Origin of the sequence: Flavobacterium gelidicaeli, assembly GCF_013294005.1 — a bacterium.
GTDB lineage: Bacteria > Bacteroidota > Bacteroidia > Flavobacteriales > Flavobacteriaceae > Flavobacterium.
In genome coordinates this window covers 270,385-290,284 of the sequence record NZ_JABSNK010000005.1, presented here as the reverse complement: position 1 = coordinate 290,284, position 19,900 = coordinate 270,385, and the positions used below count along the sequence as shown (strand labels likewise).

The 19,900-nt window shown below is 33.4% G+C and carries 11 protein-coding genes; 8 read left to right on the top strand and 3 right to left on the bottom strand.

All coding sequences use genetic code 11. The features are described 5' to 3' along the window. Nucleotide 1: 1 nt before the first annotated feature. Together HNP99_RS09950 and HNP99_RS09945 are read left to right on the top strand one after the other, a co-directional pair. The gene (locus tag HNP99_RS09950) at nt 2-1,063 is read left to right on the top strand and encodes an HlyD family secretion protein (RefSeq protein ID WP_173853227.1); all 1,062 of its coding nucleotides are present in this window, start codon (nt 2-4) and stop codon (nt 1,061-1,063) included. 6 nt (nt 1,064-1,069) lie between these two features. Next, nucleotides 1,070-2,662: an MFS transporter gene (locus tag HNP99_RS09945; protein WP_173853226.1), complete on the top strand. Its 1,593-nt coding sequence runs from the start codon at nt 1,070-1,072 to the stop codon at nt 2,660-2,662. A 94-nt stretch (nt 2,663-2,756) separates the two neighbouring features. On the opposite strand, the gene HNP99_RS09940 is transcribed toward HNP99_RS09945, so the two are convergent. Next, a complete protein-coding gene (locus HNP99_RS09940) occupies nt 2,757-8,006 on the bottom strand; it encodes an endonuclease (RefSeq protein ID WP_173853225.1) in 5,250 nt (1,749 codons plus the stop codon). A gap of 469 nt (nt 8,007-8,475) precedes the next feature. Between HNP99_RS09940 and HNP99_RS09935 the strand changes: the two genes are divergently transcribed. The 6 genes from HNP99_RS09935 to HNP99_RS09910 all read left to right on the top strand — a co-directional run bounded on the left by HNP99_RS09935 (nt 8,476) and on the right by HNP99_RS09910 (nt 17,068). Then, nucleotides 8,476-11,232 carry a PAS domain S-box protein gene (locus HNP99_RS09935; protein WP_173853224.1) on the top strand — a complete coding sequence of 919 codons (2,757 nt, stop codon included), beginning with the start codon at nt 8,476-8,478 and terminating at the stop codon, nt 11,230-11,232. 5 nt (nt 11,233-11,237) lie between these two features. After that, the gene (locus tag HNP99_RS09930; protein WP_173853223.1) at nt 11,238-11,966 is read left to right on the top strand and encodes a sensor histidine kinase; all 729 of its coding nucleotides are present in this window, start codon (nt 11,238-11,240) and stop codon (nt 11,964-11,966) included. Nucleotides 11,967-11,969: 3 nt separating this feature from the next. Continuing rightward, on the top strand, nt 11,970-12,380 hold the full coding sequence (locus tag HNP99_RS09925) for a response regulator (protein WP_173853222.1): 411 nt from the start codon (nt 11,970-11,972) through the stop codon (nt 12,378-12,380). Nucleotides 12,381-12,401: 21 nt separating this feature from the next. Beyond that, nucleotides 12,402-12,833, top strand: coding sequence for a response regulator (locus tag HNP99_RS09920; protein WP_173853221.1), 432 nt, complete (start codon nt 12,402-12,404; stop codon nt 12,831-12,833). Beyond that, entirely contained in the window at nt 12,830-15,184 is a 2,355-nt protein-coding gene (locus tag HNP99_RS09915; RefSeq protein ID WP_173853220.1) for a response regulator, read from the top strand. The genes HNP99_RS09920 and HNP99_RS09915 overlap by 4 nt, the downstream gene beginning before the upstream one ends. A 345-nt stretch (nt 15,185-15,529) precedes the next feature. Next, nucleotides 15,530-17,068, top strand: coding sequence for a SulP family inorganic anion transporter (locus HNP99_RS09910; RefSeq protein ID WP_173853219.1), 1,539 nt, complete (start codon nt 15,530-15,532; stop codon nt 17,066-17,068). 65 nt (nt 17,069-17,133) lie between these two features. Here the strand turns inward: HNP99_RS09910 and HNP99_RS09905 are convergent, their stop codons facing one another. Together HNP99_RS09905 and HNP99_RS09900 are read right to left on the bottom strand one after the other, a co-directional pair. Next, a complete protein-coding gene (locus HNP99_RS09905) occupies nt 17,134-18,528 on the bottom strand; it encodes a M16 family metallopeptidase (RefSeq protein WP_173853218.1) in 1,395 nt (464 codons plus the stop codon). Nucleotides 18,529-18,532: 4 nt separating this feature from the next. Beyond that, a complete protein-coding gene (locus tag HNP99_RS09900) occupies nt 18,533-19,846 on the bottom strand; it encodes a M16 family metallopeptidase (protein ID WP_173853217.1) in 1,314 nt (437 codons plus the stop codon). Between the last annotated feature and the right edge of the window lie 54 nt (nt 19,847-19,900).

Here is a 19,900-nt window from a genome sequence, read left to right as displayed (position 1 = left end):
CATGGCTACAAAAACAGAAAGACACGAACGCATTGATAGAATAACGGTAAAAATAACATACAGTGTAGCTGCTGTAGTATTGCTTTTATTATTGGTTTACGGCGCTTTTACATTGGTAAAAATGTATCGTTATGAAGAAACAAATGATGCGCAAGTAGAAGAGTATATTAATCCAATACTTAGCAGAACAACTGGTTTTGTCCAAGAAATTAAATTTAGAGACCATCAAAAAGTGCAAAAAGGAGATACCTTATTAGTAATTGATAAAAATGAAACCTTAATGCAATTGCAAGAAGCAGAAGCGACGTTGAGTTCCGCAAAAGCATCTTTGCTAGTTTTAGAAAGTAATACGGTGACTACTACAAGTAGCGCATCAGTTAGTGAAGCAAGTATTGCTGGTGCCAAAGCAAAACTATGGCAGCAAGAACAAGAGTACAATCGTTACAAAAAATTATTAGCTGAGGAAGCAGTTACGCCACAACATTTTGAAGCTATAAAAACCAGTTTTGACATTGCAAAAGCCGAATATAAAGCGGTTCAAAACTCGTATAAAACAGCTAAAGGAAAAATTAATGACGCCGATTCTCAATTGGCTGTAGCCAAAGCCACCGTGCAACAAAGAGAAGCTATTGTAGCCAGTATAAAACTCAATTTAACATATGCCGTAATTACTGCTCCTGCTGACGGAATTATGGGTGATAAGACGTTACAAGTGGGACAATTAATTCAAAAAGGACAAACTTTAGGCTTTATTGTAGACCAAGATCAAGGAAAATGGATTGTAGCTAATTTTAAGGAAACTCAAATCGCCAATATGAAAGAAGGGCAGGAGGTAGAAATTAATGTAGATGCATACTCAAATGAAACTTTTCATGGTAAAATACAATCGCTTGCTCCCGCTACAGGATCTCGTTTTTCACTTTTACCTCCAGATAATGCTACAGGTAATTTTGTAAAAATTATTCAGCGATTTCCAGTAAGAATACTTTTGACTGATGCTGTCGCAAAAACAAAAAACCTTCGCGCAGGAATGAATGCTGAGGTATTGGTCCCTAAATTATAACTATAAATGGATCAAGTTTCAAGCATATTTAAAAGTTGGGTTCCTAGGTGGAGCATCAAAGCTATTATTTTTTTGACAATTTTGCCTGCAGTTGCAATGCTGGCAGGATATATTGGCGGAATCAATAGTGCTGCGAGTTATTATGGTTTGGATCCTACTGATATTCAATTTTCAATTGTTTTGTATTACATTGGGATTGCGAGTTTTTTTCCTTTAGAAAGGCGTTTTTTTAGCTATTTTGCTTCTAAGTCGTATTTTTTAATGAGTGTCTTGTTGTTTACGGCAATAAACCTAACGCTGTATTTTACTGATAATGTAATGGTTTTTATGCTTTTTAGATATCTAGGAGGAGCCGTTACTGTTGCTTTAATTAGTGTTTCTCTAAATTTAATTTTCGCACAATACCACTCTGAAAGATCGCGAGTTTTGGGCTATGCTGTTTTTTACGGAACATTATTAATTGCAAATGCTTTTACCTATTTGCTTAATGCTTATATATTTCAAAATTTTGATTTTAATGTACTGTATTTAGCGATTATTTACATTCAAATTCCTGGGGTTTTATTGCTTTTTCTTTGTCTAAAAAGAAACATGCGTTTGCTTACTAAAAGACTGCCTTTATTTAATTTAGATTGGAGGAGTTTTTTGATTTACACTACAGTGTTAATTTTAATTGCTTATGTGATTTTGTATGGTCAATATTACGACTGGTTTGATAGTATACGTATTTGGACTTGCTTCGCAACTATTGTTTTATTACTAACTATTTTTATCACTATTCAGCTTAGAAGTAAACGACCATTTATTGATTTAACTATTTATAAGTTTAGGAATTTTCGGCTAGGAGCGCTCTTATTGGTTTTGTATTACATTTGCAAAGGAGATTTAAGTGTTGCTAATAATTTCTTTTTGGAAAAGATGAATTTAGACTCTTATCATTACGCTTATATTATGTTTTTTAATGCCTTAGGTATTATTATAGGAATAAGTATAACCGCAAGATTTATTTTAACAAAGCGCAACATGCGCTTAATCTGGCTTACTGGTTTTGCTTTTCTATTAGTGTATCATATCCAAATGTTTTATGTTTTTGGCTCGCAGGCCAATGAGCAAAGTGTTTTGTTGCCCTTATTTTTTCAAGGAATGGGAAACGGAATATTGATGCTTTCTATTGTGTTGTTTTTGATAACTTCAGTTCCAGAATCTAAAAGTTTTTCAGCTTCTTTAAGTGGGGTTTCATTTCGTTTTTTTGCTTTTACAGTTAGTTTAGCACTAATATCATATATGAATTTAAGACAAACAAGCGTACATTATCATGAATTAGGAAACACTGTTACAACATTAAATGTAGAGTCAAGTAAACGCTTACAATTGTATGAGAATATTGCTCTTGCAAAAGGAGCTTCAGCGCTTAAAGCAAAAGTGATGGCTAAAAAAATGCTTGGTAAAGCAGTAGCGAACCACACAAATATACTATTTGCAAGAGATTACTATTATTATGTGAGCATTATGATATTTTTTATCATGTTAGGTATTGCATTATTACCACATTTGCATTACCATTTCAGGAAAATAGGAGCTAGACTTATTCCTATTTAGAATGTTGTTTTTTTGTCATAAAAAAAAGCCATCAAAACTGAATTTGATGGCTTTAATTATTTTACAGAAAAGTAAAATTATGAAACTTGATGAATTATTTTTTTATCAAGTATTTAATATTTACAACCCTTCCGTTAATTATTGTTTTTAAGAAATAAAACCCTCTTCTCAATTGTGATAATTCCAAATTAGAAACAGATTTCCCTGCACTAATTTCTTCAGAAGACCTACTTACTAATTGTCCATAAATATTGTACACTAGGAAATCTACTTTGGCGAAAGCCGAACTATTTATACTAACATTTACGTTACTCACAAATGGATTAGGATAAACGGTTATGTTAGTTACAGCACAAGTAGGGTTTGTATCATTAGTGCAGTTTCCTAGAACATCTCCATGAGCTAAATGCCATTTTACGGCATATTCATCAACACAAATTGTTTTTCCTTTATGGCAAATTGCTACTTTTGGGTGTCTAGAATTGTTTCCGCATTGTACGTTTTCTACAGTTACAGTTCGCTCTGTAACCGCAGTACAGCCCTTTGCATCAGTTACTGTTAATGTATAAGTAGTGGTTTGTTCTGGACATACTTTTATAGCATTAGTTTTTGCTCCAGTACTCCATTCATAAGTAAAAGGTTGTACGCCTCCTATGATTTCACCAGCTTGAAGTGTTGTGCAAGATTTGTCCTTGTAACCATAATAAACGGTTACATCATCTGCATTTGGTATTTCAATCGCATCGGCTTCAGTAATTATGAACGCAGTAGTTATTGCTTTATTAAGAGCATCTTTTACAGTAACAGTATAGTTTCCTGCTGAAAGATTAGAAACACTATTTGTAGTTGCGCCGTTGTTCCAAAGATAAGTGTAAGGTGTAATTCCTCCTGTTACCACAACGGTTGCGGTTCCGTTTTCTTCTCCATTACAAGTTATATTTGTACTACTAGAGCTAGCAACTGTCATTGGTTTCATTTGGATTCTAACAGAAACAGGAAAGTGATCAGAAGCTGTTTTAGTATAATCGCTCGTGTAAAACTCATAATGCACTCTTGCTGATTCAGGAAGGTATAAATTAGCTAATTCATTAGAAAGTGTAATGTGATCAATCATGTTTTCATAAGTTACATAAGATCTAAACCCAGCATCACTTAATGTTTTTGTTGGGACAAAATAGTTTGCAGTGTCCTTAACGTAAGCTGCATAGGATGATGCAGTTGTAGTAGTAATATCTGAAACGGTAAAATCAACATCGTCATTATAATCGCCAAGCAAAATTAAATTTGCATTAGGATATTGTGTATCCAAGCTGTCTTTTAAAACTTCCACATCAAACTTACGCATGTCGTATTTGCCTTGAGCATCACCACTTGTATTTGCTCTTGCATGAAGATCGATAATATTAATTTGTTTTTCGGTACCGTCAATGGTAACATTTGCAGTTAACATGAAAGGCAGTCTTCCGCTGGCAAAAAAGCGTGTTTTATCAGCTTCGGGATAATTGGCTAAAGCCGAGGCATCTCCTCCATTATAATAGGGGTGAATGGTTTTTAACAACACTTTTGTACTCACTGCTTTTACAGTTTTGTTTTTATAGATGAATCCTACTTTTTGAGTGGGACCTGTAGTATCATTAGGATATGAAGTAGCGTTAGATAAAACAAAACTATAATCGTTCATTTCACTAACCATTTGACCTAATAAAACGTCATCAGAAACTTCTTCAACTGCATAAATATCTGCATCTAGATTTTGAAGTACAGCTTTAACCGCTTCTTTTTGGATATTATCTGAGTCGGATTTTCCAGCTGCAGGCGAATTTGTTTCATCACCAAACCACGCTACATTCCAGGTTGCGATATCTAGAGTTTTATCTTTAGAAATAGTCAAATCACTTCCTGATTGTTGGAATTTTTCGGCACAAGGTAAATCAGTTCTCAATCTAGGTAATAATTGTTGCGTGGTGAAATAATTAGCGACAACACCTATGATTTCAGCGCAAGTCTCTGGTTGTGCAAAACCTGTAAGCTCAGTTACATCAGCATCAAGTCTTAATTGTGCAGTTCCGCTCGCGTCAGTAATAGTAGTATTTGAATTCCCAAACATAATTGCTCCAGGTTTAGGAAAAGTAGTATTTTCTATACGGACTAATTCCGCTGGATGATTTGCCATTTCGCCTAAAGTAATCGTAAGCGGTTGGATCACTTGATTTGCATTTCCGTTGTAAGTCACAGCGCTAACAGGACCTATTTGCACTTGATCATAATAAGAACTTCTTGCCCCAGTTACTGTAATAGAATCTCCTATTTTAAACAATCCAGCACCGTAAACTGTTTTATCATAAATAGCAATTGCACCACTAGTATCTTGAATATAAGCCGAACCAGCTAATTGATCTGAAACTGTTAAAATACCAGTCACGGTAACAATTTCGCCATCGGCTTTTGCTCGAGCATCGGCAATTGGAATTACAGTAACAATGTCACTAGCGTCTCCAAAAAACTGTCCTGTATTTATTTTTCCAGCAGTAGCAATTGCTGCTTGCCAAGTGAAATCAGTATAATTAAATCCAGCACCCGTTAATTGAAGAGATGTTCCTACTGCAGCGCTACTTTCTTCAACTATTCCAATGTCAGTACTAGTCATTCCATTTGCGGGACCATCTGTAGCGGTAAAACTGCCTTCATAACTTAAAAACTGAATCACATTTCCTTGAGGGTTAACCAATGCTAAACCATCAGGAGCGCCATTTTGTAAACCAGGAATACTTACATAAACAGTTCCGTAACCGTTCATTTGATCAGGAATAATTCCGGATAAAGTTCCTGTAGGTGTGTAACTAGTACCACCATTTCCGTTGTAAGGAACGATTGTCCAATTGGTTAAATCGGTTCCTGCATAACCAGCAATTTCTACTGCTTCATCAATGTCAGTTCCTACATTGTCATAATGGATTTCGTTAATGAAAACCAAATCACCAAATTTTTGTCCCGCATTCACTTTTCCAGAAGTACTGATAGCAGCTTCCCAAGTGAAATCAGTATATTTAGTTCCTTTTCCAACTAACTGTAGTGAGGTTCCTACGTTCGCAGTGCTCGATTCAGCTGCCCCAATATCCGTACTCGTCATTCCGTTTGCAGGACCATTTGTGGCGGTAAAGCTGCCTTCGTAACTTAAAAACTGAATCACATTATCATTAGCATCTACTAAGGCTAATCCATCAGGAGCACCATTTTGTAAACCAGAAATACTTATAGAAATTGTTCCATAACCATTTGATTGGTTTGGGATAATACCAGATAAATTTCCTATTGGTGTATAGCTGGCACCTCCGTTACCGTTGTAAGGAATAATTCTCCATCCAGTAATATCAGTTCCAGCAAGTCCCGCGATTTCAACACCTTCATCAATATCAGTTCCGGCATTATCATAGTGAATTTCGTTTATAAAAACAGCTCCAGCAGGAGTAGGCGTTGTGTTGTTATTTAAAGTTGTCACAACAATAACGTTACTCGGTTCAGATGTGTTGTCATCAACATCTACAGCTTTAACTGTAAAATTATAAGATGTATTTGCTGTTAAACCAGTAATTAAAAAGTTGGTTGCTGTTGTAGTTGCTATTTCAGTAGTACCATTATAGATGCTATACGAAACACCATTGGAAGCATCCCAAACTAAATTAGTGGTTGTGCTTGTTGTGTTACTCGCTAGTAAGTTTGTAGGAGCAGTAAGAGCAACAGGGCTATTAGCAAAAGATTGTCCATTATTAATTGCTCCATAAGTGCTTGCTGTAGCTGTTAACCAAGTAAAGTCAGTATAATTAGTCCCTGATCCAGTTAATTGTAATGATAATCCAGCAGCTTCGGTTCCTGTTTGTGAAACGCCTATGTCTGTGCTTGTCATTCCGTTTGCAGGACCATTTGTTGCTATAAAACTACCTTCATAGCTTAAAAACTGAATTGCCTCTCCTAGATTATTAACTAATGCTAAACCATCAGGAGCACCGTTTTGAAGTCCATTAATAGCGACAAAAACAGTTCCATAACCATTTGATTGATTAGGAATTGTACCAGAAAGCACTCCCACGGGAGAATAACTAGCGCCACCATTACCGTTGTATGGAATAATAGACCAATTGCTTAAATCAGTACCTGCAGTACCAGCGATTTCGACACCTTCTCCTAGGTCAGTTCCAGCATTATCATAATGAATTTCGTTAATAAATACCGTAGCAACAGGATTAGGTGTTGTTGTAGCGGCAGCAGTTGTAAATGTAACAGTATTGCTAGCTAGAGAATTGTTCCCTGCAGCGTCAAAAGCTTTAATAGTAAGTGTGTAGCTAGTATTAGCAGTTAAGCTCGTTAAGTTATAGCTATTATTTTGCGATGAAGCTAAGAAGTTAGTTCCGTTAAAAATACGGTATCCTAAAACGGCAACATCATCTGTACTTGCAGTCCAATTTAGTATTGCAGATTCTTGCGTAACGCTATTTACAACTAGATTACTAGGCGTTGTAGGAGCCTGAGTATCTGCAGTGGTATTTCCGGTAAAACGATTTTCGGCTTGAGGACCACCCCAAATTGTTGTTGCAAATGCTGGATTATCAATAAAAGGATTTCGATTACCTTGCACGCCCTCTAAAATTGTATTTCGATTTAATTCAAATTGAGATACAGGATCTTCAATATTCCACAGTAGTAAAATATCGGTAATATCATTATTAAAAGTACGCGCGCCCACCGTTACATTAGCAGGAAGACATTGTTCGCCATAGCGTAAATACATGTACATTAACATTCGAGCAACATCACCTTTCCACTCATCACCAGGATAGAAATAAGCATTATTTATAAGTGCTGCATTTCCTGATCCAGCTCCATAAGGATAATTACTTCTTGTGGCGTTAAAAGCAATATCAGAAGCTCTTAAATGATGCGCATCGCTTCCAGGTCCTGAAGTTCCTAGATTAGGCACTCCTAAAGATTTAGCATAAACGTGTTCGCGATTCCATTGACCAGCATTTCCGCCATTAGCATCTTTTGAGCGCGTTCTATCATTTGTGCTATCAGAATCAGAATCGTTGTAGCCATAGATTAGTAATACTTTGCTAGGGTCAGTAGGATCAATATCTGTTTGCTTTAAAGCATCCCAAACTCCAGGAGTATAGGATAAGATAGTGGTGTTACTACTAATTAAGGTGGCAAGACTCGATTTTAGTTCAGTTCCTGATTGGTTAAGGTTGGTTCCGTTATAATAGGTCGGGACTTGACCAAAAGAGAAAAGACTTAAAAAAGACAATACAGCAACAAAAAAATGCTGTTTTTTTAAGTAAAAATGTTTCATGGTTATTTGTTTTTAAAAAAGGTAAAATTAGAACTATCTCTATTGAAAAGCGGTTATTGATATTAATAAATTGTTAAAAATGTATATTTGGTAATAATTCTTAAACGGGAATGTTCTTTTTTTATTTTATTTTCTAAAAAATGCAAAGTTGATTGTAGTAAGTAAGGTATCTGAAATAGCGAATAATCCCCGTGTTTACTAAGCGATTTAATTGTGAATTAATTTTACTTGAATTCTAAACAGAGCGTTTGATTAGTGCTTTTGTCAGTTTTTTTTTCGATAAGGAAACCTAGAACGGTTTTATTTGTTTATTATATTGTATTGTTGTTAAGATATATGGTAAAAAGACATAAAATTGATTTATTTTTGTAATAAGACTTACGATAATTTGCTTATTAGTATTCAAATTTAATTACTGTCTAAAGCTGAAGAATACCTACTTTTTTAGTAAAATAAATTTAAAACTACAATGAAAAACATCCCAATACCTACTAATGAACTGGAGCGAATTAAAGCATTAAAAAGATATTCAATCATGGATTCTTTGCCAGAAGATGAGTATGATTCCATTACCAAACTAGCTTCGTTTATCTGTGAAACACCTATTTCTTTAGTAAGTTTATTAGATGAAGAACGCCAGTGGTTTAAATCTTCAGTGGGAATAGATGTTAAAGAAACAGCAAGAGAAATATCGTTTTGTCAATACGCAATCATGGGTGATGGTATTTATGAAGTGAGTAATGCCTTAGAGGATAACAATTTTTCTAAAAATCCATTAGTTACGGGTGATCCAAACATTCGCTTTTATGCCGGCGCACCTATAAAAGATGAAGAAGGGTTCAATTTAGGCACTTTATGTGTTATTGATACCGTTCCTAGAACGCTTAGTGAGCAACAAAAAGAGGCTTTACAATTATTAAGCCATCAGGTAGTTAGTTTGTTAAAACTAAGGAAGAATAATACAAAATTAATTGAAACTCAAAAAGAATTTCAAAATTTCATCTCGCTTTCTAAAGACCTCGTATGTATTGCTAATGTTGATGGTAATTATTATAAAGTAAATCCTGCTTTTACGACTGTTTTAGGATATTCAAAAGAGGAACTAGAAGGGCAGCCGTTTATAAAATTTGTACATCCTGAAGATCTTGATAAAACATATAAAGAGGTCGCTAAATTGAGTCAAGGTTTTACAACCATTAGTTTTGAAAACAGGTCACGTTGTAAAGATGGTAGTTATGTAACCTTGAGTTGGAATAGTTCTCCAGATCCTGAAACGGGTAATTTATATTGTATTGCTCGCGATATGACTATTGAAAACCAACAGAAACAAGTACTTAAACAAACTACGACAGATTTAACAGCAATATTAAACTCGGCTGAATTTTCAATTATCGCTACGGACAAAGAGGGTAATATCAAGCAGTTTAATAAAGGAGCAGAGAAATTATTAGGATATAGTGCTGAGGAAGTAATAGATAAAAAAAATAGTTCTATTTTCCATCTTCAAGATGAGGTAGAAAAAAGAGCTGCAGCATTATCAGCAGAATTATCTGAAAATGTGACTGCTGGATTTGATGTGTTTGTCATTAAAGTACAAAAATTTGATTTAGCAGATTCTCATGAATGGAGTTATGTTAAAAAAGACGGTACTGTTTTTCCAATTGTTTTGTCAGTCACTGCTATAAAAAATGATCTAGGAGAAATCACAGGTTATTTAGGAATTGCCAAAGATGTTACTAAAGAGAAAGAGGCAGAGCAAGACCTTATTAATAGTAAAATTTTACTGGATGATTCCCAACGAATTGCAAAAATAGGAAGTTGGAAATTTGATACTAAAACAAATAACCTTATTTGGTCAAAAGGGCATTATGAGGTATTTGAATTTGAAGAAACTTCAGGAGATAAATTAAATGAAGCTTATAGAAGTAGAATTCATCCAGAGGACCTTATAAAATTAGATATATTAGAAAAAAAAATCGTTAAAAACGGAACAGATTTTAGTGTAAATTACCGTATTGTTTTTCCAGATGGAAGAATTAAGCATATTCTTGAAATAGCAAGTCCGCTTCTAGATGCAAACGGAAAAACGGTAGGGATGCAAGGTAATGTTCAAGATGTTACTGAAATTAAACTTGCTGAAAACAAAATAAAAGATAAAGCTAAGGAAATAAATGATGTAAGAGCAGCACTTGACGAGTCAGCAATTGTTACCATTACTGATCAAAACGGAATATTAACTTATGTTAATGATAAGTTTTGTTCCATTTCGCAGTTTTCAAAAGAGGAACTTCTAGGGCAACATCATTATATTGATGCTTCGGGAAATTACACTAACATATTAGTAAAAAAAATCTGGTTATCTATTGCTAATGGTAATATTTGGAAAGGGGAATTAAAACAAATTGCAAAAGACGGATCTTATTACTGGGTACACACAACCATTGTTCCATTTTTAGATAAAAACGGTAAGCCTTATCAGTATATTGCAATTAGTGCTGATATAACTCAGGAAAAGATAGCTGAAGAAAATTTGCAAAGTGCCTTATTAGGTTTACAAAAAACGAACAAGGAATTAGACCAGTTTGCTTATGTAGTTTCACATGATTTAAAAGCGCCCTTACGTGCTATAAATAATTTAGCTGAATGGATTGTTGAAGATATGCCTGAGATGCCTCAAGATGTTAGTAACAATCTAAATTTATTGCGAGGTAGGATTTTAAGAATGGAAAACTTAATTAATGGCGTTCTAGATTATTCTCGAATAGGAAGAACAAAAATCGAAAAAGAAACAATAGACTTAAACCTCATGATTAGTCAAATTGTAGAAACAATCGTGCCTACTAAAGGTTTTGAAGTTACTGTAAGTGATATGCCCGAAGTTTTTAGTGCAAAAATATTATTGTATCAAGTCTTTAGTAATATAATTAGTAATGCAGTGAAATATAATGATAAACCTATTGGTACAATTAGTTGTACTTATGAATCTTTACCTGGTTTTCATCAATTTAAAATAACTGATAACGGACCAGGAATAAGCAAGGAATATCATAAAAAAGTATTTGGTGTTTTTCAAACTATTGAAGCCCGAGATAAAAAGGAAAGCACAGGAATAGGATTGTCAATTGTTCAAAAAATAATTGAAGAAAAAGGAGGTCAAATTTATATTGAATCAGAAGAGGATAAAGGAGCCAGTTTTGTTTTTACTTTACCCAAAATAAACAAATAAGAGTAATGTCAGAAGATAAATATTTTGAGGATTTTGTTGCCTTAAAAAAAGAATATGATGAGTTTATATATATAGTTTCTCATGATTTAAAAAGTCCAATGAGAGCCATAAGTAATATAACGAATTGGATAGAAGAAGATCTGGGCGATAATGTAAACAAAGACATTCTAGATAATTTTGGTCTGTTAAAAAATAGAGTAGGACGTTTAGAAAAAATGATGAATGCCTTACTGGAGTTATCCCGAGTTAATAAATTAGAGACTAAAGGAGATGCTGCTACGCTTTTAGAAATGATAAAGGAATGTATCGTGATGGCTGAGGTGAATACAAGTGTCAAAATTAAGTTAGATTATAATGTAAAAGAATTAAATGTTGCTATATTAGCTAAGAAGATGCAAAAGGTATTTTTTGAACTTCTTGATAATGCAATTCAGTTTCATGATAAGGAAAAAAAGAATATTTTTGTTACAGTAAATGAAACCGATAGAATGTATGAAATTTCGGTTCAAGATGACGGACCCGGAATTGTTGAGGAAGTTAGGGATAAAATTTTCAATATTTTTTATACTGTTAGTTCTAAAGATGATTTAGACACCACCGGCGCAGGTTTAGCCATTAGTAAAAAAATTATGGAAACCATGGCAGGAAAAATCACTTATGAGGCTGCTAGTCCTATAGGATCTATATTTAAAATAAGTTGGCCAAAAAACAATCAATTAAATTTAATAATATAAAATATGAGTGCAAAATTAGTAAACATTCTATTAGTAGAAGATGACGAAGTCGATGTAATGAACGTTAAAAGAGCTTTCTCTAAAAACAACATTCAAAATCCACTATTTATTGCAGGAAACGGTGTAGAAGCACTCGAAATGCTAGAAAGCAAAATAATTCCTTTACCCAAAATAATTATTTTAGATATTAATATGCCTAAAATGAACGGAATTGAATTTCTAAAAGTATTGCGTGCTGACGAAAGACTCAAGAACATATCGGTATTTGTGATGACAACTTCTAATGAGGATAGTGATAAAATTAATGCCTATAATCTTAATATTGCAGGTTACATTTTAAAACCACTATCGTTTGAAAAGTTCATTACCTCAGTAGCGACACTTAAAAATTTCTGGCAGCTATGTGAAATGTAGCCAGTATTATACCTTATAAAGATGAAAGAATTTAATATATTATTAGTCGAAAATAACACTGGTGATGCTAAAACGTTTCAAGATTTTTTCTTGGATAAAAATCAATACACTGTTGTTGACGTAGCTAAGGATAGTATTGAAGCTTGGACAATGTTGCGAGAATTAGGAGAAAAATCTACATTACCTAAGATTTTAATAATTGATTGTGATGATGATTATGAAGACGAAATAAATTTAATTAAAAAAATAAGAGAAGATGTAGTACTAAAATCTACGTTAATTTTTATTTTAAAAAAATCAGGTAATGAAAGTTTTAGAAGTGTGGCATTAAATTTGAACGTAGCTGCCTATATCCACAAACCTTTGAATGAAGAAAAAATGAATGATTTTTTTGTAATTCTATATGATTATTTGGATATACTAGAATTTTCACGAGCAACAAAATTAAAATGACCCACTCCTTAAAAATATTAATTATTGATGATGACAAAGTTGATGCTATTGCAATTGTTAGATCAATAACTAGATCAGATATTGATGCCGAAATTGATAGTGCGCATTCTGCTAAAGAAGGTTTTCAAAAATTAGAAAATAGTCATTATGATTTAATTTTCTTAGATTATATGATGCCTGATTCAGATGGGATTTCCATTTTAAAAAAGCTACGTAGTCTAGATATTGAAACTCCTGTTATTTTTATTACCTCGCAAGGAGATGAAAAAATTGCGAGTCAAGCAATATTAGCAGGTGCATCTGATTATATGCCAAAAACTTTATTGACTTCTGACGGTATTTCCCATAGTGTTCGAACGGCATTAAAATTGCACGAAAACCAAAAATTAAGGAAAAACGCCGAATTAGAATTAAAAATAAATTCTAACCGACTTTCTGAAGCGCAAAAGCTTGCAAAAATTGGTAGCTGGGAAATTAACTTAAATGATGGCGCTATTTATTTCTCCGAAGAGTTGTATAACATTCTAGAATTAGATGTACATGAGGAGCCTTCAATTGCACTATTGAAATCCTTTTTTACAAGTACAGAGGATATCATTCTATTTGAAAAGAAACTAAGAGATGTTCAAATTAATTATGAACAAACGTTGTTTAGTCATACCATTTTAGATAGAAAAGGAACCGTTAAATACATCAATGAATATATAAAATGTTTGACTGATGATAATGATAAACCCTATCGCATTTTAGGAACGATTCAAGATGTAAGTATTCAAAAAGAGATTGAGAAAGAATTAATCGAAGCTAAAAATTTAGCAGAGCAATCTGTTAAATTAAAGGAGCGCTTTCTGACGAATATGAGTCATGAAATTAGAACGCCTATGAATGGGGTTATTGGTTTTGCAAAAATTCTGGAAGAAACTAATCTAGACGAAAATCAAAGCCAAAGTGTCAAAGCAATTCGTACGGCAGGGGAGAATTTAATGACTATTATTAACGATATTTTGGATTTATCCAAAATTGAAGCTGACAAAATAGTTTTTGAAGCTATTCCGTTTTCTGTTAGAAAAACCGTTAATGCAATCACAGAATTATTTACCCCAGCAGCGCGCGATAAAAAAGTAACTTTCACTGCTGATATTAGTCCAACAATAAGTGATTTATTGGTTGGTGACCCTACACGACTTACTCAAATTTTAATTAATTTAGCAGGTAATGCTTTAAAATTTACTAATTCAGGAAGTGTATTATTGCGCGTAACCGAAGAGGACGAGTGTGATATTGAAACTTGTATTCGGTTTTCAATAATTGATACCGGTATTGGTATCGCTGAGGATATGATTTATTCTATTTTTGATAGTTTTAACCAAGCTTCTAATGAAACTACAAGGAAATATGGTGGTTCAGGTTTAGGACTTACTATTACTAAAAAATTGGTTGAACTTCAAGGCGGAATAATTTCTTTAGAGAGTGAAGTGGCAGTAGGAAGTACTTTCTCTTTTATGATTAAATATAAAAAAGCACAAAAAGACTTTACTGTTTCGCTTGATGAGAAAAAGACAACATTAGATCCTGTTTTTTTAAAGGACATAAAAATATTATTAGTAGAAGACAATGAGTTAAATCAGCTATTGACCGTTAAATTATTTAAAAAATGGAATAAAGAAATTGATATAGCAGAAAATGGTGCAATTGCCATTGAAAAAATTAATTCCAATACCTACGATATTATATTAATGGACATTCAAATGCCTGAAATGGACGGTAATGAGGTGACTAAATATATAAGAGAAGCAATGGCTGCTCCTAAGTCGCAAGTTGCAATTATTGCAATGACAGCTCACGCAACGGTTGATGAAGAAAAAAGGTGTATTGCAAATGGAATGAATGATTACTTGTCTAAACCATTTGATTTTAATATTTTATTAGAAAAATTGTACCGCAACATAAATTTAGATGCTGAGGTTTCTATTGTAAAGTCAGCTACAAAACCACCAATTACCTCTGAATGTTTAGTGAATTTTGATTATTTAATTGATTTTTCGGAGAATGACGCCTATTTTATAAAAGAAGTTATTGAGTTGTTTTTAGAAGACGCACCAGGTACTTTAGTCGAAATAACAGAAGCTGCAAATAATGAAAATAATCATAATTTAAAAAAGGCAGTCCACAAGTTTAAATCATCGGTAAGTATTTTCGGAATTCAAAAAGTCTTGGATACTATAAATATAATTGAAAATGAATTACAAACGAACCCTAGTGGTAGTTTGCGATACGAAGCAGTTGTGAAATTAAATGAACTTTGTCTTAAAGCGATTAATGAACTTAAAAATAGAACTGAATATATTTAAAAATAGATAAATAGTCAATCATCATTTATGATGGGTTTCAAATAACAAAGCTGTATAAAGGTTTCTTAATCGAGAAATTTTTATACAGCTTTTTTGTTTTTACCTTTAAAAAGAGATTCTTGAAGTTAAGATTAATTAATGATTTTGGTTTTCTATTTGAACATCCTTTAAAAAGATTTACATTTGCAAATTCTGATTCTTAAGAATAGTTTTATTCTTATCAAGAAATTAAGTCTTAATTCAGACTTATTAATCAGCTTAATTCCTCCAATTTTTATTGGTTACGCATCAATTTCGGAAAGTAAAATCCGGAAAAATAATATTTTATAATTATTTAGAAAAAGAATGAAACAGTATTTCAATTTATTTGACTTCACTCAAAAGGTGAATTATAAAACAGAGATTTTAGCAGGTTTAACCGTAGCTATGACAATGATTCCAGAATCATTATCATTTGCTATTCTAGCAGGTTTTCCGCCTTTAGTAGGTTTATACGCTGCTTTTATAATGGGTTTAGTAACAGCAATCTTTGGAGGGAGACCAGGAATGGTTTCGGGAGGTGCTGGAGCTACAGTAATAGTTTTAATTGCTTTAATGAATTCGAACCCTGGTGGTTTAGAGTATGTATTTGCAGCGGTTGCCTTAGCTGGAATTTTGCAAATTCTTGTAGGAGTATTTAAACTGGGTAAGTTTATACGACTGGTTCCACAACCAGTTATGTTTGGTTTTGTTAATGGTTTAGCGATTATTATTTTTATGTCGCAGCTAGAACAATTCAAGACTATTGTAAACGGCGAAAGTGTTTGGTTAACCGGTAGTCCCTTATATATAATGCTAGGACTAGTATTGTTGACTGTGGGGATTGTATTGTTTTTTCCAAAAATAACAAAAGCTGTTCCTGCTTCACTTGTTGCAATAATTGTTGTTTTTGGTTTGGTCTTAGGACTAGGAATTGATACTAAAACGGTTGCTGACATTGCTTCTGTAGGTGGTGGTTTTCCTCCTTTTCATATTCCTGAAATCGCATTGACATTTGATACCTTAAAATTAATATTTCCTTATTCATTAATTATGGCTTCAGTAGGATTGACTGAAGGGCTGTTAACATTGAATTTAGTCGATGAAATGACGGGTACAAAAGGAAGTGGTAACAGGGAGTGTATTGCTCAAGGAAGTGCAAATGTACTAAATGGCTTTTTCTACGGGATGGGTGGTTGTCCTATGATTGCACAAACTTTGGTAAATCTTTCTGCAGGTTCTAGAGCGAGATTATCTGGAATAATTGCTGCGTTAACAATATTAGTAATCATTTTATTTGGGGCACCTATAATTGAACAATTGCCTATGGCTGCTTTAGTAGGGGTGATGGTGATGGTTGCCATTGGAACTTTTGAGTGGATCAGTATTCGTATCATTAATAAAATGCCAAAACATGATATTTTTGTTGGAATCCTAGTTGCTGTAATTACTATTTTATTGCACAATTTAGCGCTTGCTGTTCTGATTGGAGTGATTATCTCGGCTTTAGTTTTTGCTTGGGAAAGCGCTAAGCGTATCCGAGCTAAAAAATATGTAGATGACAATGGTGTAAAACATTATGAAATATACGGCCCGTTATTTTTTGCATCAACAACTGCTTTTGCTGAAAAGTTTGATGTTTTCAATGACCCAAATGAAGTAGTAATTGACTTTAAAGAAAGTAAAATTGCTGATATGAGTGCTATTGATGCCTTAAACAAAATTACAGAGCGCTATGCTAAAGAAGGTAAGAAAGTACATTTAAGACATCTAAGTACAGATTGTCGTCAATTATTGAAAAATGCTGATGATGTTATCGACATTAATATAATAGAAGATCCTACTTATAAAGTAGCGGTTGATTAAATAAAAAAAGGATCTGATTTTCGTCAGATCCTTTTTTTATAACTTTTTTTTTAAAAATCAGCTCACTAAAATTCAGGGTTTTCGTTGATGTTTATATCTGTAACAGGACCAAATTTCTCCGCTATTTTTTTGATTTCAGATGCTTTCCCAACAAGGATAAATTGCAATTTGTCTTTTGGGAAATAGGTAGCAATTATTTCATTGGCTCTAGCCAAATCAAGGCTATCTACATTTTTTTCAAAATTATCAATGAAGCTGCGGTCAAACTTATACCAGAACATTTGTGATAATAAACTAGCTAACTGTCCAGAAGTCTCATAATCTGGCGGAAACTGTCCTTTAACATAGTTTTTAGCAGATGTTAATGCGTTTTCATCGATTCCGTTTTGATGTAACTTATTAAGGACTTCAACCGCTTTGTCTAATGCAGCTTCTGTAGTTTTGATATTTGTAAAGGTGCTAATAACAAAAGTACCATCATTTTTCAAAGTATTAAAACGGCTACTAGCACCATAAGTTAATCCTGTATTTACTCTTAACTCATCATTAAGCATCGATGTAAAGCGACCACCAAAAAGCGTGTTAACAACATCTATTGCTACATAATCAGGATTGTTTCTACTTATTCCAGGAGCACCTATTAAAAATGTTGTTTCGTTAGCATCTTCTTTATTAATTAATAAAACACGGCTTTCAGTAGGTTTTTTATACGCTAATGTTGAAAGGTCTTCTTTTACCTCTTTTCCTTTTTTCCACTCTGAGAAAAGTTTAGTAATACTGGCTTTCATTTCTTTTGTAGAAAAATCGCCCACTAATGTAATTGCAGCATTGTTTGGGGTGTAATTTGCTTGGTAGAATTTTTTAACATCGCTAGCCGTCAATCCTTCCACTGTTGCTTTCATTCCGTTGATGATGTTACCGTACACGTGGTTTCCGTATAAGAATTTATCAAAATAAAAACCAATTACTGCTCTAGGACTTTCTTTTTGTTGTTCAAGACCAACTAATAAACGGCTTTTTTCTTTATCAAATTCTTTTTCATCGAATGCTGGATCTAATAAAATTTCTTTAACAATATTTAATACTTTTTTTTGATCCTTCGTAGCAAAATTAGCCGAAAGTCGTGCATACTCTTTAGTAGCCGATGCATCGATACTCGCACCTATAAAATCAAGTTCTTGATCTATTTGTGCTTTAGTATAATTTTTTGTTCCGTGTTTTAATGCCGTAGCAGTCAATGACGCTAAACCTGCTTGCTCTCCATCATAAATTGCACCTGCTGGCACCACAGTAGAAACACTTATTAAAGGAACGTCATGCTGTTCCATTAAATTCACAGTAAGACCGTTAGAAAGTTTAAAAGTAGTGTATGCGGGTAATTTATATCCTTGTGCTGATGCATTTGCAAGTACTAAAAGTAGCAGACAGATGCTAATTAGCTTTTGATTTATATTTTTCATAAAATTAGTTCTCTACATTTGTTTTTAATACACCTACTGTTCTATTGCTTTTTGCAAAATATTTTTGAGCTACCTTTTGAACATCTGCGACAGTGATTTTATTGAAATCAGCGGGCGCATTGAACATTTTTTTGTAATCGCCAAAAAATACTTCGTAAGTACCAATATTTCTAGATTTACCATTAATAGTTTCTACTTGACCGTAAAATTCCATTAATTTCTGGTTTTTGATTTTTTGCAATTCATTTTCGGTAATTCCGTCTTTCTGGATTTTTTCAATCTCAGCGTAGATAGCATTTTCTAAATCACTTTCATTAATATCTTTATTGGCTACAGCATAAATAGAGAATAGTGTTGGGTCAAAACTATCACCATATTCTGTAAAAACTTGTGTTGCTAATTGTTGTTTGTCAACCAATGAAGCGTATAAACGGGAAGAATTCCCGTTAGAAAGTACCGCACTAAGAATGTTTAAAGCGTAATAATCTTCGTTTTTGGATTCGGGTGTATGGTAACCAATCATTAAGTAAGGTGTAGCCACATCTTTTTGAACCGTTATTCTACGTTCTCCTGTTTGTTTTGGCTCTACGATATGAACTACTGGCGGAGTGGGTTGCGCGGGAATAGGTTCAAAATACTGTTTTGCTAATTTTTTAATTTCCTCAAATTTAACGGCTCCCGAAATTACCACTACACAGTTATTAGGTGCGTAATAAGTCTTAAAATATAGTTCTAAATCTTGTTGGGTCCAGTTTTTCATATCGTCCTCATAACCAATAACTGGCCAGTGGTAAGGATGCTCTTGAAAAGCAGTGGCTTGCATTGATTGTGACAAAAGTCTCCATGGGGAGTTTTCAAGACCAGTACTTCTTTCGCTTAACACAACACCTCTTTCGCTTTCAACAACTTTAGGGTCAATACTAAGATTGGCAATACGATCACTTTCTAAATCAAAAATAGTTTCAGTAGCTGATGCAGGAAACCAATCAGTGTAAACAGTAACGTTTTCAGTAGTATAAGCATTATTTGAGCCACCGTTGAATTCCATTGTGCGGTCAAAAAGTTTTGGTCCGTATTTTTTAGCACCGTTAAACATCATGTGTTCAAAGAAATGAGAAAGCCCAGTGATTCCTTGATGCTCGTTTCTACTACCAACTTTGTAAAACAAATACATGTTAGCATTAGGTATAGAGAAGTCTTCAACTACTAGAATTTTCATTCCATTAGTTAGTGTAAATGTTTTCACATCATCTGCTTTCATTTGTCCTTTCATCGAAAAACTGAACAAAATTAGCAACGGAAAGATCATTTTTTTCATAGTACTTAATTTATTTATTGCGAGTTTACCCCGTATTTGCTTATAAAGATATTT

Excerpts from the sequence above, each read along its gene's own strand:
- HNP99_RS09935 (WP_173853224.1), top strand. The coding sequence starts at position 8,476 with ATGAAAAACATCCCAATACCTACTAATGAACTGGAGCGAATTAAAGCA.
- HNP99_RS09900 (WP_173853217.1), bottom strand. The coding sequence starts at position 19,846 with ATGAAAAAAATGATCTTTCCGTTGCTAATTTTGTTCAGTTTTTCGATG.
- HNP99_RS09905 (WP_173853218.1), bottom strand. The coding sequence starts at position 18,528 with ATGAAAAATATAAATCAAAAGCTAATTAGCATCTGTCTGCTACTTTTA.
- HNP99_RS09910 (WP_173853219.1), top strand. The coding sequence starts at position 15,530 with ATGAAACAGTATTTCAATTTATTTGACTTCACTCAAAAGGTGAATTAT.
- HNP99_RS09920 (WP_173853221.1), top strand. The coding sequence starts at position 12,402 with ATGAAAGAATTTAATATATTATTAGTCGAAAATAACACTGGTGATGCT.
- HNP99_RS09950 (WP_173853227.1), top strand. The coding sequence starts at position 2 with ATGGCTACAAAAACAGAAAGACACGAACGCATTGATAGAATAACGGTA.
- HNP99_RS09940 (WP_173853225.1), bottom strand. The coding sequence starts at position 8,006 with ATGAAACATTTTTACTTAAAAAAACAGCATTTTTTTGTTGCTGTATTG.
- HNP99_RS09925 (WP_173853222.1), top strand. The coding sequence starts at position 11,970 with ATGAGTGCAAAATTAGTAAACATTCTATTAGTAGAAGATGACGAAGTC.
- HNP99_RS09945 (WP_173853226.1), top strand. The coding sequence starts at position 1,070 with ATGGATCAAGTTTCAAGCATATTTAAAAGTTGGGTTCCTAGGTGGAGC.
- HNP99_RS09930 (WP_173853223.1), top strand. The coding sequence starts at position 11,238 with ATGTCAGAAGATAAATATTTTGAGGATTTTGTTGCCTTAAAAAAAGAA.
- HNP99_RS09915 (WP_173853220.1), top strand. The coding sequence starts at position 12,830 with ATGACCCACTCCTTAAAAATATTAATTATTGATGATGACAAAGTTGAT.